Origin of the sequence: Thalassospira sp. (genome assembly GCF_030690045.1) — a bacterium.
Lineage (GTDB): Bacteria > Pseudomonadota > Alphaproteobacteria > Rhodospirillales > Thalassospiraceae > Thalassospira.
The window spans coordinates 583871-597731 of sequence record NZ_JAUYHK010000011.1 but is presented as its reverse complement, the minus strand read 5'-3'; the positions used below and the strand labels follow the sequence as shown (position 1 = coordinate 597731).

At 53.8% G+C, this 13861-nt stretch carries 13 protein-coding genes; 7 read left to right on the top strand and 6 right to left on the bottom strand.

Going from position 1 to position 13861, the window contains the following annotated elements:
- Positions 1–158 precede the first annotated feature (158 nt).
- A complete protein-coding gene (locus Q8O73_RS08710; protein ID WP_305557612.1) occupies positions 159–1211 on the top strand; it encodes a cyclopropane-fatty-acyl-phospholipid synthase family protein in 1053 nt (350 codons plus the stop codon).
- 121 nt (positions 1212–1332) lie between these two features.
- A complete protein-coding gene (ykgO, locus tag Q8O73_RS08705; RefSeq protein ID WP_028880259.1) occupies positions 1333–1458 on the top strand; it encodes a type B 50S ribosomal protein L36 in 126 nt (41 codons plus the stop codon).
- A 96-nt stretch (positions 1459–1554) separates the two neighbouring features.
- Here ykgO and Q8O73_RS08700 read toward each other — a convergent pair whose 3' ends face one another.
- The 3 genes from Q8O73_RS08700 to Q8O73_RS08690 form a co-directional block, all read right to left on the bottom strand.
- Positions 1555–3402 (bottom strand): adenylate/guanylate cyclase domain-containing protein, encoded by a 1848-nt coding sequence (locus tag Q8O73_RS08700; RefSeq protein ID WP_305557609.1) that lies wholly within the window; start codon positions 3400–3402, stop codon positions 1555–1557.
- A gap of 105 nt (positions 3403–3507) precedes the next feature.
- Entirely contained in the window at positions 3508–5361 is a 1854-nt protein-coding gene (locus Q8O73_RS08695; protein WP_305557607.1) for an adenylate/guanylate cyclase domain-containing protein, read from the bottom strand.
- A 47-nt stretch (positions 5362–5408) separates the two neighbouring features.
- On the bottom strand, positions 5409–5846 hold the full coding sequence (locus Q8O73_RS08690) for an Lrp/AsnC family transcriptional regulator (protein WP_305557605.1): 438 nt from the start codon (positions 5844–5846) through the stop codon (positions 5409–5411).
- A 155-nt stretch (positions 5847–6001) separates the two neighbouring features.
- On the opposite strand from Q8O73_RS08690, the gene Q8O73_RS08685 reads away from it, so the two are divergent.
- From Q8O73_RS08685 to Q8O73_RS08675, 3 genes are all read left to right on the top strand, one after another.
- On the top strand, positions 6002–7075 hold the full coding sequence (locus Q8O73_RS08685) for a saccharopine dehydrogenase family protein (protein WP_305557603.1): 1074 nt from the start codon (positions 6002–6004) through the stop codon (positions 7073–7075).
- A gap of 151 nt (positions 7076–7226) precedes the next feature.
- A complete protein-coding gene (locus tag Q8O73_RS08680; RefSeq protein WP_305557601.1) occupies positions 7227–8108 on the top strand; it encodes a hypothetical protein in 882 nt (293 codons plus the stop codon).
- Between the two features lie 127 nt (positions 8109–8235).
- Entirely contained in the window at positions 8236–10641 is a 2406-nt protein-coding gene (locus tag Q8O73_RS08675; protein WP_305557599.1) for a tetratricopeptide repeat protein, read from the top strand.
- Between the two features lie 10 nt (positions 10642–10651).
- Here Q8O73_RS08675 and Q8O73_RS08670 read toward each other — a convergent pair whose 3' ends face one another.
- The 3 genes from Q8O73_RS08670 to Q8O73_RS08660 all read right to left on the bottom strand — a co-directional run bounded on the left by Q8O73_RS08670 (position 10652) and on the right by Q8O73_RS08660 (position 13025).
- Positions 10652–11155, bottom strand: coding sequence for a universal stress protein (locus tag Q8O73_RS08670; RefSeq protein WP_305557597.1), 504 nt, complete (start codon positions 11153–11155; stop codon positions 10652–10654).
- A gap of 170 nt (positions 11156–11325) precedes the next feature.
- Positions 11326–12105, bottom strand: a complete 780-nt coding sequence (locus Q8O73_RS08665) for a TIGR02186 family protein (protein WP_305557595.1) — start codon at positions 12103–12105, stop codon at positions 11326–11328.
- Positions 12105–13025 carry a sulfite exporter TauE/SafE family protein gene (locus tag Q8O73_RS08660; RefSeq protein WP_305557594.1) on the bottom strand — a complete coding sequence of 307 codons (921 nt, stop codon included), beginning with the start codon at positions 13023–13025 and terminating at the stop codon, positions 12105–12107. Before Q8O73_RS08660 ends, Q8O73_RS08665 begins: the two co-directional genes overlap by 1 nt.
- 123 nt (positions 13026–13148) lie before the next feature.
- Here Q8O73_RS08660 and Q8O73_RS08655 point away from each other — a divergent pair, with 123 nt between their 5' ends.
- Together Q8O73_RS08655 and Q8O73_RS08650 are read left to right on the top strand one after the other, a co-directional pair.
- The gene (locus Q8O73_RS08655; RefSeq protein ID WP_371135063.1) at positions 13149–13394 is read left to right on the top strand and encodes a sulfurtransferase TusA family protein; all 246 of its coding nucleotides are present in this window, start codon (positions 13149–13151) and stop codon (positions 13392–13394) included.
- The gene (locus Q8O73_RS08650; protein ID WP_305557591.1) at positions 13375–13860 is read left to right on the top strand and encodes a GNAT family N-acetyltransferase; all 486 of its coding nucleotides are present in this window, start codon (positions 13375–13377) and stop codon (positions 13858–13860) included. Before Q8O73_RS08655 ends, Q8O73_RS08650 begins: the two co-directional genes overlap by 20 nt.
- Position 13861 lies beyond the last annotated feature (1 nt).

Below are 13861 nucleotides of genomic sequence, written 5' to 3'. Positions count from 1 at the left end.
TCATAACGATGAATTCTTAACACGTTCTCACTTACCGTAAATTGCAATTTATGATCGCCGGTCAGGGATGTGGCTTTGGGGGAAGGCCAAGTATGATGTATTCGTTCTTTACCTTGCGGGACAGATCGTAAATGATTGGATTATGATAAGAACACCGGATGGCGTCATTGAAACTTAAATTCTGGCAAAAATCTTCCCCGAAAAATCACGGGGACATGATGGCCGACATGGCGGGCCACGGGGCGATGGCATTGCCCGATATTTCCTCGGTGCCTTTCAAATGGCGTCTTAAGGCGCGGTGGGAAGGCTATGACGATCCGGTTGAATATTACATGCTTCAGCAGGAACTGGATGCTTATCGCAACTGGTTGCGCAAGATGCTGGTTTATGCGGCGCGTCCGGTCGAGGAAGAGTTGCCTGATCTTGATCTTGATGACGAAATCGGCAATTGGCCGCCCGAACGCCTGAAACTGTATGCCAAACTGTTTGATCGCGGCATCATGAAGCCCGGCGGGCATGATTATGCGATGGAACTGGCCAAACCGCTGGCACTGGACGAAACCATGAGCTGCCTTGAAATCGGCGCACGCATTGGCGGGGCGGCGCGCTTGCTGGCCGACAAGTTCGGCGTTTGGGTCACAGCCCTTGAACAGGACGGTGAACTGGCACTGATCGGGATGGACCGGTCGGTGACGGCGGGTGTACAGAAAAAAGTGCCGGTGCAGAAATATGACCCGCAAAACCCGGAAATCCGGCAGAAATATTTTAACGTTGTCTATTCGGTCGGCGAGATGTTCCTGATCGAGAAAAAAGATACGTTTTTGCTGCAAATTGCCGAATCCCTGCGCGAGCAGGGGCAATTGTTGCTGACCGATTATGTGATGACAAACAAGAGCAGCGAGCAGTCCGATCTTTATAAAAACTGGCTGGCACATGAAGAAATCATGCCCCATCCGTGGACGGCGGAGCGGTATAAGGATGTTTTGCAGAAGCTGAAATTCGATATCCGAATCTCGAAAGATGAAACGGCCTTGCATCTTTCGCACATCAAATCGGCGTGGGCGGGGCTGGCGCAGGAAATGAAAGGCGGGGAAATAGACCCGGATTTCAACACTTTTCTGGAGCAGGAACTGGAAATGTGGATGCGCCGTGTGAAATTGCTTGAAACTGGCGAGCTTGCCTATTACCGGTTCTATGCAACACACGACTGACGCCGATTTGACGCCTGTTGTGATTTTGTTACAGCAGGGTTGAGTTTAGGTGTTGACAGAGGATGGTCCCCCTTCTATTTTCCGCTCTCCCGAGGGACCCAAGTTTCTAAGGTTTAGTATCATGAAGATCCGAAATTCGCTGAAATCCGCGAAACTGCGGGAAAAAGGCTGCCGTGTCGTGCGCCGCCGTGGCCGCGTATACGTGATCAATAAAAAGAACCCGCGTTTTAAGGCGCGTCAGGGTTAATCCTGTCGTTTCCTTGTTCTCGAGTTTTACAAAACGCCGCATCCGGTTTCCGGTTGCGGCGTTTTGTGTTGCCTGAAATCTGACAGAGTGGCCCGATCAGGGCCGAGAAACGGTATATATTGCCGTCATTTCACTGCGCCCCCGCAACTGAACCTGACTGGCCTGCGTCACCTGTGCCGGGTCGTGCAACAAATCGCGTGTGGTTTGCGACAGCAGGATTTTGGTGCCCAGAACCTTGTTTTCTGCTTCGAGGCGGGCGGCGGTATTGACCGCATCGCCATGAACGGTAAAGGACAATCTGCCGGTCGCTCCGACATTGCCAGCAACCATCGGGCCGGTATTGATGCCGCAGCGGCAATGCAATGTTTGCCCGTCAAACTGTTGTGCGTGAACGATCTTTTGAATGTCGATGGATGTTTCAAGGGCGGCGTCGGCATGGTTTTCCAGATCGCCAAAGGCATTGAATACAGCCAGAACGGCATCCCCCTGAAACTGGGTAATGATCCCGCCATGCCCTTCGATGATTGTCGTTACCTTGTCGAAATAGGCATTGAGGATTGCGATGATCCGGGTGGGTTCAATTTGTTCACACAGGGATGTGAATCCGGCCAGATCAACAAACAAAACGGTCGCGACCCTTTGTCGTGGCGGTAAGATTCCTGAATCCGTACCCGATTCCAGAAGTTCGCGGGCAATTGATGCGGGCAGGAATTTGCCAAACAGCCTGCTGATCCGTTCGCGGTCTCGTAAGGTAATGGTCATATTGTTAAAGGATCGGGCGGCATCGTCATATTCGCGAATATAGCTGCCGGGTAAAACCGGCAAATCATCCATCAAATCGGTTTCAAGCAGGCGGGTTGCACGCGAAAACCGTCGCAGGGGACGTGCGAAATTATGGGCAATGGCAATGGCGACAAGGATCGCAAGAATTAACACGCCAATGCCGACCATATAGGAGAAGGAAAGTTTGTCCTGTTCCGGGCGAAACAAAGATTCATCAAAATGCATGCCGATCATAATCGGCACCATGGATGTTTCGTCAAACTGCCGGGTCATGATCACGTAAAAACGATCGTCCAGTTCCAGCCCGGCCAGGCGGATATTGCCTGCTACATCCGCAAGGGGGGCTTCAAGGATGATATCCTGCCAATCGGCTTGCCGGGCCAGAACCGGATCGCCAATATCGGCAATATGGGGCAAATCCACTGCGCCCTGTACCGTATTGGTAGCGGCATTGGCAGGGTGATCGGGGTTATCCGTGACCGTGTTTTGCCATTCCAAAAGCCCGGGATGGGCGATCACGCGATCCGGGGCAATAATGAAAGGAACGCGAAGGTAGGTGTCCTGACCGCGGATAAGATCGCGCGACAGGTTGGACAGAGACAGATATTGCACGAAAGTACCCAGATAATTTCCGCCGTAAAACAATGGAATTCGTTCCGATACCACGGTTTGCATCAATACCGGGTGCCAACGGGGATATGTCGTGACGCCGGGGCTTGGCCCCAAAGCCAGCAAATGATCCGAAAAAACAACTTCATCCGGATTGATGTTACTTTGGATTGGTGTCATGTCGCGGGCGTTGAAACCGGTAAATCGTCCGTCCGGGGTAATCAGGCCATAGGCGGTGATTTCGATGTCATCCGCACTCAGTACATTTATGGCGCTGTTCCAGTCATCAACCGCATCGGGGTTCAGGGCTCCCTTTGCAACCTGTGTGGCAATCCATTTGTTGCGGTGTTTGATCCGCTCAATACGTTCCTGCATCGTGAGATGAACGGCAGAAAGATCGTCATGGGTGATGGTCAGCCATAATTTGCGGGTATTGTCATAGGCGACATTCAGGCCAAGATAAAGTGTCAGCCCCATGCCCAGTACGCTGGTTAGCAGAAACCCGCCCAGCAACACGGCCATAATTGAAAGTTTGCCCCTGTAGCGCATCATACCCCGCCATGTCCCGCGATGATTTATATTTTATCCCGGAACAGTAGCGGGGAAGGCCAGGCGAAGAAAGGATTTTGCAAGACAATATGTTCGTCAACCGGCAGGTCATTGTGGCGTTATGTCTGTCAGGGAGACGGTGTAGACCGCCGTTTTTTCGCTGCGGCCCCGTAACTGGATCTCCCCGGCGCGTATTACCCGTTCGGGTGCCGACAACAAATCGCGTGTGGTTTCCGAAAGAAGAATTTCGGTTCCCAGAATCTTGTTTTCGGTTTCAAGCCGGGCGGCTGAATTGACGGCATCCCCATGAACTGTAAAGGATAACCGGTCTGTTGCGCCGACATTCCCGGCAATCATGCCGCCGGTATTGATCCCGCAGCGGCAGCGCAATTCCTGCCCGTCGAAACGGGTGGTGCGCACGGATTTCTGGATGTTGATGGCGGTATCAAGGGCTGCGTCGGCATGATCCTGCAATTCGTCAAAGGCATTGAAAACCGCCAGAACGGCATCGCCCTGAAACTGGGTAATGATGCCGCCATGTTCTTCGATGATGTTGGTGATCATGTCGAAATAGGTATTCAGCATGGCGACGATCCGGGGTGGTTGCAATTGTTCGCACAGGGCGGTGAAACCGGCAATATCCACAAACAGGACAGTTGCCTCGCATTGTTGCGGCGGCAAAACCCCGGAATCGGTGCCCGAGGCCAGCAATTGTTTGGCAATCGAGCGTGGCAGAAATTTGCCAAACAGATTGCTGATGCGTTCGCGATCCCGCAAACCGGCGACCATATGGTTAAAAGACCGTGCCGCATCGTCATATTCGCGAATGCGGCTTCCGGGCAGAACGGGAAGGTCTTGCGGCAGATCGTTTTCAAGTTTCCGGGTGGCAGCAGCAAAACGCCGGATCGGGTGGGTGAAATTTCGGGCAATGATGATGGCTACCGCCAGCGACAGCAACATCACAAATCCGCCCAGCACCGACGACAAAACCAGACGGTTCCATTCCTCGTTAAACAGGGATTCTTCAAAATGCATCCCGATCAGTGCCGTCCCGAATGGGGTATCATCGATTTGTTTGGTGACAATCAGCTTGAACTCGTTATCCAGTTCAAGGCCTGAAATCTGTACGTCGCTGTCAGGGCGGGATGTGTTCGTGCCGGTGTAATCAAGGCGTTCGGACCGGCCAAGATTGGCCAGAACCGGATCGCCGATATCATTGATGTTTGGCAGGGGAATCGGACTGCGGGCGATTTCGCTGCCGCTGACCAGTGACGATGCCTTGGTTGATCCCCATTGTTGTAACAGTGGATGCGCCAAAACCCGGTTTCCGGCAACGATGATGAAAGGAATACCGGGTGCATCTTCGCGCCCGCGGCTGAGGCTGCGCGACAGGTTGGACAGGGATAGATACTGGATAAACGTCCCAAGATATCGCCCCTCGTAAAACAGCGGAACCCAGTCGGCAATGACCGGCTGTTGAAAATAGGGGTCCCAGCGTGGAAAGCTGGTGCGATTGGTAATGGGGCCTCGAAGATGCGCCAGTTCGGAAAACAACATGTCATCAATCGGCAAAGTGCGACGCACTATAGACATGTCATCGGTATCATAGCCGATAAATTGCCGTTCACCGGTAATCAGGCCATAGGCCATGACATCAATTTCATCGGCGGCAAGGGCGCGCATGGCATTGTCCCAGCCATATTGAAAGCCAGGGTCCAGCAATCCTTCTGCGACATTATCAGCCACCCAGTTGGCCCGTTGGCCGACACTGTCCATGCGTTGTTGCATGCTGCGCTGCACCGATGTCAGATCGATATCGGCGAGTGTTACCCATAAATTCCGGGTGTTTTCATAGGCGGCGTTCAGTCCGATATAAAGGGCTAGTCCAACCCCGAGGATGCTGGTGGCGGAAAAACCGGCCAGAAGGACGCTAAGAACTGAGAATCTTCTTTTTTCAACCACGTATGGACGCGCCTCAAGATTGATTTTGCAGTGCAATGGCCACCAGATTACCGCCGATCAAACTTGGTGGAAAGGATGATCGAACTTGCGGTGCGTTTTATGCCGGGAAGGGCGCCGATCTGGTCAATGATTGTATCGAGTTGTTCGGCGGTATCGGTGGCAACCTCGGCGATCAGGTCATATTCACCGGATATCGCAAGGCAACGCAGGCAGCACATAATTTTTTGCAACTCCCGCACGACACCGGCGGCTTTTTGTGGTTCCACCTGAATCATGACTTCGGCCAGCAACAAGGGTCGCGATTCGTTGCCCAGCGTCACTGTATAGCTGTGAATGACATCGCTGTTTTCAAGGCGGAAAAGGCGTTCCTGAACCGCACTGCGTGACAGGCCTACTTCGCGGGCCAAGGCGGCAATCGGGGTGCGGGCATTTTGCTGTAACCGGCCAATCAGGCGACGGTCGATATCGTCAAGCTTGCGTTTCATCAGTTTCACCCGGCGATTTGATGGTTTTTACAGATGTTTTGACAGTATCGCCGGGTTGTAACCGGCGGTCCAGTGGCGGAGCATGAATAAGGGTATATTTTTAACAGGCTGGAACGGAATTTCAGGGCGTTCCAGTTAAAATCCGGGAGATAAAAATGAAAAAAATTCTGATTCTGGGAGCCGGGAAAATCGGCCGCATTGCCTCGGTCATGTTGCGCGACAGCGGCGATTACGAGGTTACACTGGCCGATGCCAACGGTCATATGCTTGAACTTTGTGCCAAGGATGGCCCGGCAACATCGGTCAAGGTCGATGTCACCGACGAAACAGCATTGGCCGAAGTTGCCACCGGGCATGATGCGATTTTATCAACCTGTCCGTTTTATCTGAATGTCGGGATTGCGCGCGTTGCCCGTGTGGTGGGGGCATCCTATTTCGATGTGACCGAAGATGTTGAAACCACCCGCGCCATTCGCGAGATTGCAAAGGATGCGACGGGAGCGTTTGTGCCGCAATGTGGATTGGCCCCCGGTTTTATTTCGATTGCCGCCCATGATTTGTTCAAACGGTTTGAAACAGTGCGCAATTTGCGCCTGCGGGTCGGGGCCTTGCCGCAAAATCCGACCAACCGTTTGAAATATAACCTGACCTGGTCAACCGACGGCCTGATCAATGAATATCTTAATCCATGCGAGGCAATCCATAATGGCCGCCGCGTCGAGGTCCTGCCGCTGGAAGGATATGAGCGTTTTACGATTGATGGCACCGAATACGAGGCCTTTAACACTTCGGGCGGGGTTGGAGCGCTGTGCGATATGCTGGAAGGCCGGGTTGAAAATCTGGATTACAAGACGGTGCGCTATCCGGGGCATCAGGAAATCCTGAAAATCCTGATCGAGGATTTGGGGTTGGGTAAACGGCCCGAATTGATGAAAGATATTTTTGAAAAATCCCTGCCTGTCACCAGTCAGGATGTCATAGTGATTTTTGCCGATGCGGTGGGCATCCGTGATGGTCAATTGCGCGAAGAAAGCCTGATCCGCAAGGTACATGGCGCGACAATCGGCGGTATCGACTGGTCGGCTATTCAGGTCACAACATCCGCAGGGCTTTGCACGCTGGTCGATATGGTCCTGACTGGAACCTTGCCGGGCAAGGGATATCTTCAACAGGAACAGGTGCGGCTGGACGATTTCCTTGTTAACCGATTTGGGCGTTATTTCGGCTAGGTCGTGCCGGTTTTCCGTTGGGATTTTGGCATTTTTCCTGAAAACTACCTGATTATGCGCATGCCGGTTGCATTTAAAAAGATGTTCCGAAGTCTATATACCGGATAATGGTGTATTTTCCGGTGGAACTTCTTTTTTGCACAGAGGCTTTATGCGTTTTCGTTCTGCGTTCCATGCCTTTGTGATGATCGGGTTTGTGTGTTTTTTTGCCGTGACTGGCATGGCGCAGGCCGAAACAATGATCCTGTTTCCGGTGCAAACGGCTGATCTGACCGGAATAGAAGACTGTTCTCGTGGGCAAAACGCTTATTGTGACCGGTGTGATGTTGCCAACCATAATAATGTGTCGCTGGTGAATTACACCATACTGCGCCATGCCTTGCAGGCCGGGGGCATGGCGGCACAGATATTGCCGGTCGAATCACCCAATTCCGAACGTAGCCGCATGATGGTGTTTATGGGGCAGGCGACCGTAAAGACGGACTGGAATTTCAATATTGACGGCAATGATCAGGTGTACAAAACGCAAGCTTTCATGATGCCAGGTGATTTCAAAAAAGGGGTTTACGGTCTGGCGGATAATGCAATATTGCAATCGGTTACCCGCCTGGAAGATTTACGCCGGTTACGGGCGGTGATGAATCCTAACTGGCGGCTGGATTGGCAAATCCTTGAACAGTTCGATATGCCAACCCTGTTTTCGGCCAGCACCACCCCTCAGATGTTTCGACTGATTGCGGAAAACCGGGCCGATTTTACCTTGCTGGAATTTTCATCTGCCCCCGATATGGGGCGCGAGGTGGAGGGTATTCGTCTGGTGCCCGTACCGGGGATTACTGTTGCCTTGCCTGGTTCCCAACATTTCATGGTGTCGCGCGCCGTACCCAATGCGCCGGAAATTGTTGCGGCCCTGAATCGCGGCATTACGATTTTGCGCAATAACGGTTTTATCGGAAAATGTTTGCGTCAGGGCGGTATCCTTCATGATGAAACAGCCGATTGGGCGGTTTTGAATCCGGGGGCAGGGCATTAAAATAACCGGGCTGCTGCCATCTTTCCGCTATGATCTGCGGGCATTTCTGTTTATTGCGATTGCGTGGTTTGTTAACGCTTGCGCGGTATGTTTGCCGCCTGTGCAGTAAACGGATGGCTGGATATCCTTGTCTGATCTTGGCGAATTGTTTCGTTCCGCGTTGGGCCTGTTTGAATCGGGTCATTTGACGGAGGCCGAAGATGCCTGCCGGATGTTGGCCCTTGCCTTTCCGCAGGCGGTGGAGCCGATGCATCTGGCAGGTCTTGTTGCCCTGCAACAGGGCCGTCCCGATGTTGCCGCCGAACGCATGGGGCGGGCGGCAATTGTCGATGCCAGCAATGCCGAAATCCAGCATGACCACGCCCAGGCCCTGAAAGCTGCCGGGAAATTGCGCGATGCCGTTGGTGCTTTTCGCCGGGCGATCCGCCTGTGCCCGGATTCACCGGCCCTGTATTGCAATCTTGCCAATACCTATCGGCAGTTGGGCGAATTGGAGCCGGCACGGGAAAATTATCTTGCCGCCCTTGATCTTGCCCCAGGTGTGGCGGAAATTCATGCCAATTATGCGTCTTTCCTGCGCGAGGCCGGGGAAACCCTTGCCGCTGAAAGCGCCTGCCGTCATGCTCTGCGAATCCGTAGCGACCATGTGATGGCGCTGGTGGTGTTGGGCCAGATTTTGCTTGATCAGGGCCGAACCGTTTCGGCCAGTGATCCGCTTTTGCGCGCTCTGGATCTTTCCCCCGGACACAAGGGGGCTTTGACCGCCTATGGCGAGGCGCTGTTTCGTCTTGGCCAGTTTGCCGGGGCGCTGCATTGCCTCAAACAGGTTCTGGCCCTTGATCCCGATGCCCGCGAGGCACGCCGCACCCTTGCCTTGCTGAATTTGCGTACCGGGCGAGGCATCGAAGCGGCAAGTGCGCTTGACCTTTTGTTGCGTCAGACGCCCGATGATCCTGAATTGTTACTGATGATGGGCGAAGCCCTGAGTCTGTCGGGCAGGCATAACGAGGCGATGGAACGTTTCGGGGCGGCGGTCGGGGCCGGGGGCGGAGATAATGCGATTTTCCGTCTGGCCGTTGAATTGGCCGAGGATGGCGATACCGTGTCGGCCCATAATCTGTTGCAAAACACCATCGACGAACGGATCGCGGGGGGGCGCGACGCCACCTTGTTTCGGATGGCGCGGCGTTTGTTCTTTTCCCCGGTGCCTGCCGATATCGAAGCCCAGAATGACGAAGTGGTCCGTGACATTGTGGCGGATGCCTTTGCCAGCGATGATCAGGACGGTCTGATACAATCACGGATCGATCCGTTGACCCTGACGCGTTTTCCGCCGGTCTGGCGGGCGGCCTTGCGCCCCGAAGGGGATGCGCAACTGCGCATGGTGGGTGGTTTGTGGCAAACGATTGCCGCGTCCTATGATGTTGCCCCGGCGAGTTCGGTGGTATCGACCGCCGGGCGCAAGGTGCGGCTGGGGATTGTGTCGGCCAATATGCATGATAACGGTATCGGGCGCTGGATCGCCGGACTGATTGGCGGTCTGGACCGTGATCGTTTTGATGTCACGGTGATTCGTCCGCCCTTGGGCGAGGATGATATTACCGCCAGAATCGACCGCGACGCTGATCTGGTGGTGCGTCTGCCGCTGGATCCGATCCATTCCGCCGGGGTGATTGCCGGGCTGGATCTGGATGTGCTGCATTACACCGATGCGCAATCGGATGCCTATACCATGTTGCTGGCAAGCTGGCGTTTGGCCCCGTTGCAGATTGCCGGGGGCGGACTTGCCGCAACCACGGGCCTTGCCAGCATTGATGTGCATGTTGTTGCCGATGACTGGGAACCTGCCGGGGGTGAAGCCCGATTTACCGAGGAACTGGTGCGTCTGCCCGGCCTGTTTGCACAAGGCCAGCGGCCCGAAATGCCTGATATGTCGCCCGGTGAACTGCGCAAACAATGGCGGATTGATCAGGACCGTAACAGTTATCTGTGTCCGCAGCCCCTTGACGTACTGACGGCGGATTTCGATCCGTTGATTGCCGAGATTTTGCGTCTGGATGAAACGGCGGAATTGTTGCTGATTGCCCCTGCCCGCGATAGCTGGGACGCGGCATGGGGACGGCGGTTTTCCGTCAGCCACGCTGATGTTGCCGGGCGCATGCGCTTTGTCACTGTGCGCAACCGGGCGGATATGTTGTCATTGTTATGTGCGGTGGATGTTGTCTTGGAAAGCCCGTCCTGGAATGATGCAATGCTGGCTTTTGATTGTCTTGGCATGGGGGTGCCTTTGGTAACCCTGCCGGGCAAGGCAGCCCGAACCCGGCGTAGCCATACCTGTTATCGCCAGATTTCGGTTTTTGACTGTGTTGCCTATAATTCCGCCGATTATGTTGAAACCGCTCTGACGCTGGCGACGGACAAACGTCGTCGCGATATTGTCTCGCAGGCGATCCGCAGTCGCGCACACGCCCTGTTTGGCGATCAGAAATCGATGTGGGCCTATATGGATTTTCTGGAATCCAGAACGGGTTGATGCGGCTTTCTTAACTCAGCGCGTCAATATCGGCGTCCGACAGGGCGGCGGGAACGATGGTCAGCGGCAGGCGCAATTGCCCGATAACGTCGCTATTGGTCAGGGCGGTAATCAGCGGGCCGGGACCATCGCTTTGATTGCCAGCGGCCAGAACCAGAATTGAAATTTGTTCTTCTTCAGCCAGCAATGTTAGCAATTCATCCTTGAGACGCCCTTCGCGAATAAACAAAAGCGGCATGGAGCCGGTTTTTTCATGGACATAGGCCGCCAGTTCGTTGATGCGGGCCTCGGCATTTTCGCGGGCTTCTTCCTGCATCAGATCGCCAACCGCCATCCAGTGCTGAAATTCGGCTGGTTCAATCACGCTCAATAACGCCACCCGACCGCCGGTATGTTGCGCCCGACGGCTGGCATAGCGCAGGGCCTTGGTCATTTCGTCGCTGTCGTCCACCACCACCAGAAACGTCCGGCTTGAGGCGGCGCGCAACTCATCATCGGTAAAATCAAGATTCATATAGTCCTGCCTGTGATCCGTTTATCCATCGTTGTCGGATGTTATGCGATCCATGACCAGCAAGGCATCAGAAAACATTAAAATTGTGCCGCAAATAGCCCCTGTGATCCAAGCGTTATTTATTTTGGTGCGAGAATATCAGCATGACGTAACGTCATGGGGGGTATGCGTCAGCTTTTGCGGAAGGCCACACTGGCAAACCAGCCAGCAAAGACCGCGATGATAACGGCAATGATGCCATAAAGCGCGGAATAACGATGAGCAAAATCATAAACTTCGGCACTGACCCCGGTTTTGGAAACAACGAGGGGCGTGGTTTTGACACTGGCGACCCTGCCATCGCGGATCAGATAAACATTGATGGTATAGGTGCCGGTTGGGGTATTGGCCGGAAAATGCAGGTTGGTGCGGAACAGCTGGTTGGACAAAAAGCTGATTTTGGCGGGATGACGGTTGAACAGCCCTGAATTGCGCATATTGCGAATCAGGGCCTCGCGATAAACGCCGTCGCCCCGTTCGGCATCATCCAGTTCGGTGATGAAACGCTGATGATCAACACCAATGCGGTAATTTTCATAGAGGCGGTCATTGGCGATGATATCCATCGACCGGCTTGATGCGGTTGCGTAATAGGCCGGTACATTGCGAAATTTGGCACTTTCGCTGTTAACCCAGATGCCCATTTTGCGTTCCTTGCGTCGCACGACCATATCCTGATCGGGGCCACGCACGGTGACAACAACATCGCCCTGGTTTTGAACCGCACCAAACAGTAAAACATCAGTGCCGGTAAAGCCGGTGGTGATCGCCACCAGATGATTGGATAAATCCACGACCAGCGGATCTGCGCGCACCCGGTCACTGTCAAGGATCAACACACTCAGAATCGCGATGACTCCATAAAACCAGCAATATGGGGCACGATAAAAAGCGATGCGGGATTTTCCCATCACGAATTCCCCATGATGGAATAAAGGTCGCCTGGTGTTGCCACCAGATCAAACAACAGTTTCAGGCAAACCGACAGCACCAGTAACCCCAGCAGGGCCCGCAATTGTTCACCCTTGAGTTTTGATCCGAAACGCGCGCCGAATTGTGCCCCGATAACCCCGCCAACCAGAAGCAGGATGGCAAGGGCGACATCGACCGTCTGGGTCTGGACCGACTGCAAAAAGGTAACATTGGCGGTGACAAATATGATCTGGAATAGTGAAGTGCCTATCACTACCGCCGTTGGCATACCCAGCAGGTAAATCATCGCCGGGACCATAACGAACCCTCCGCCAACCCCCATCAGGGCCGTCAGAATACCAACGAAAAAGCCCACTAGCAGTGGTAATAACGCGCTGATATAAAGACCGGAGCGATAAAACCGCATTTTAAACGGCAGGCCGTGAAAATAACCGTGCTGATGCTTTTTGACTTTTCGCAGATTGCCGCCGCGCCGCCGGGTCCGGAAAATCGCCCGCATAGCTTCGATCAGCATCAATGCGCCGATCACCCCCAGAAAAATCACATAACACAGGGAAATGACCAGATCGATCTGGCCCAACGCACGTAACCAGGCAAACACCCAAACGCCGATTGTCGATCCGATGATGCCGCCAACCAGTAACACCAGACCCATTTTCAGATCGACATTGCCGCGTCGCCAATGGGCAAAAACCCCGGAAACCGAGGATGCAACGATTTGATTGGCAGCGGTTGCCACCGAAACGGCGGGGGGGATTCCATAAAAAATCAAAAGCGGGGTGATCAGAAATCCCCCGCCGACACCAAACAGGCCAGACAAAAAGCCGACTGCACCGCCCAGCCCCAGAATTAAAAAGATGTTGACCGACATTTCGGCGATCGGGAGATATATTTGCATCTGAGCGGCAAAGGCTTACGCGTTTGATTGATTATTAGATGTCACTCTAACATATTGTGCAAATGCAACAATCGCCAATTCGCCAGAATGTCGATTCTGACGGTTATTTATATGAGGTTTTTCGTGTCCATTTTGCCAGACGATCCATTCGATGTTCTTCTTGATGCGCAGGGTATGATGTGTCCGATGCCGGTTTTGAAGGCAAAAAAGGCCCTGCGCGATGTCCGTTCTGGCGGTATCCTGCGAGTTTTGGCAACTGATCCCGGGTCGGTTGCGGATATAAAATCCTTTTGCGAGATGACCGGAAACCGTCTTTTGGCCTCCAATCAGGATGACGGAGTTTTTACCTATGACATTGAAAAGGCCTGACAGCGTGGAATGGCTGCATCGCCGGTTTGAGGATCTGGGGCCGCAGCAGGTTCATGATTTACTGCATTTGCGTCAGCAGGTTTTTGTGATCGAACAAAATTGTATTTTTCCTGAAATCGACGGGCTGGACCCGCAATGTCATCATGTTCTGGGTGTGCTGGACGGAATGATCGTTGCGGCGGCACGTATCGTACCGCCGGGGATTGATCCTGCGCACCGGCAACAGGGGCAATGCCCGGCAATTGGCCGGGTTGTCAGTGCGTCTTCCCGACGGGGATCAGGGTTGGGCAAGTCGGTGATGGAACAGGCCATTCTGGCCTGCGAGTCGATCTTTCCCGGCCAGCCGGTGTTTCTGAACGGGCAGCTTTATCTGCGGTCATTCTATGAAAGTCTGGGCTTTGTCGCCTTTGGCAGGGTGTTCGAGGAAGACGGCATTGCCCATATTGCCATGAAGCGGCCAGCCTGAG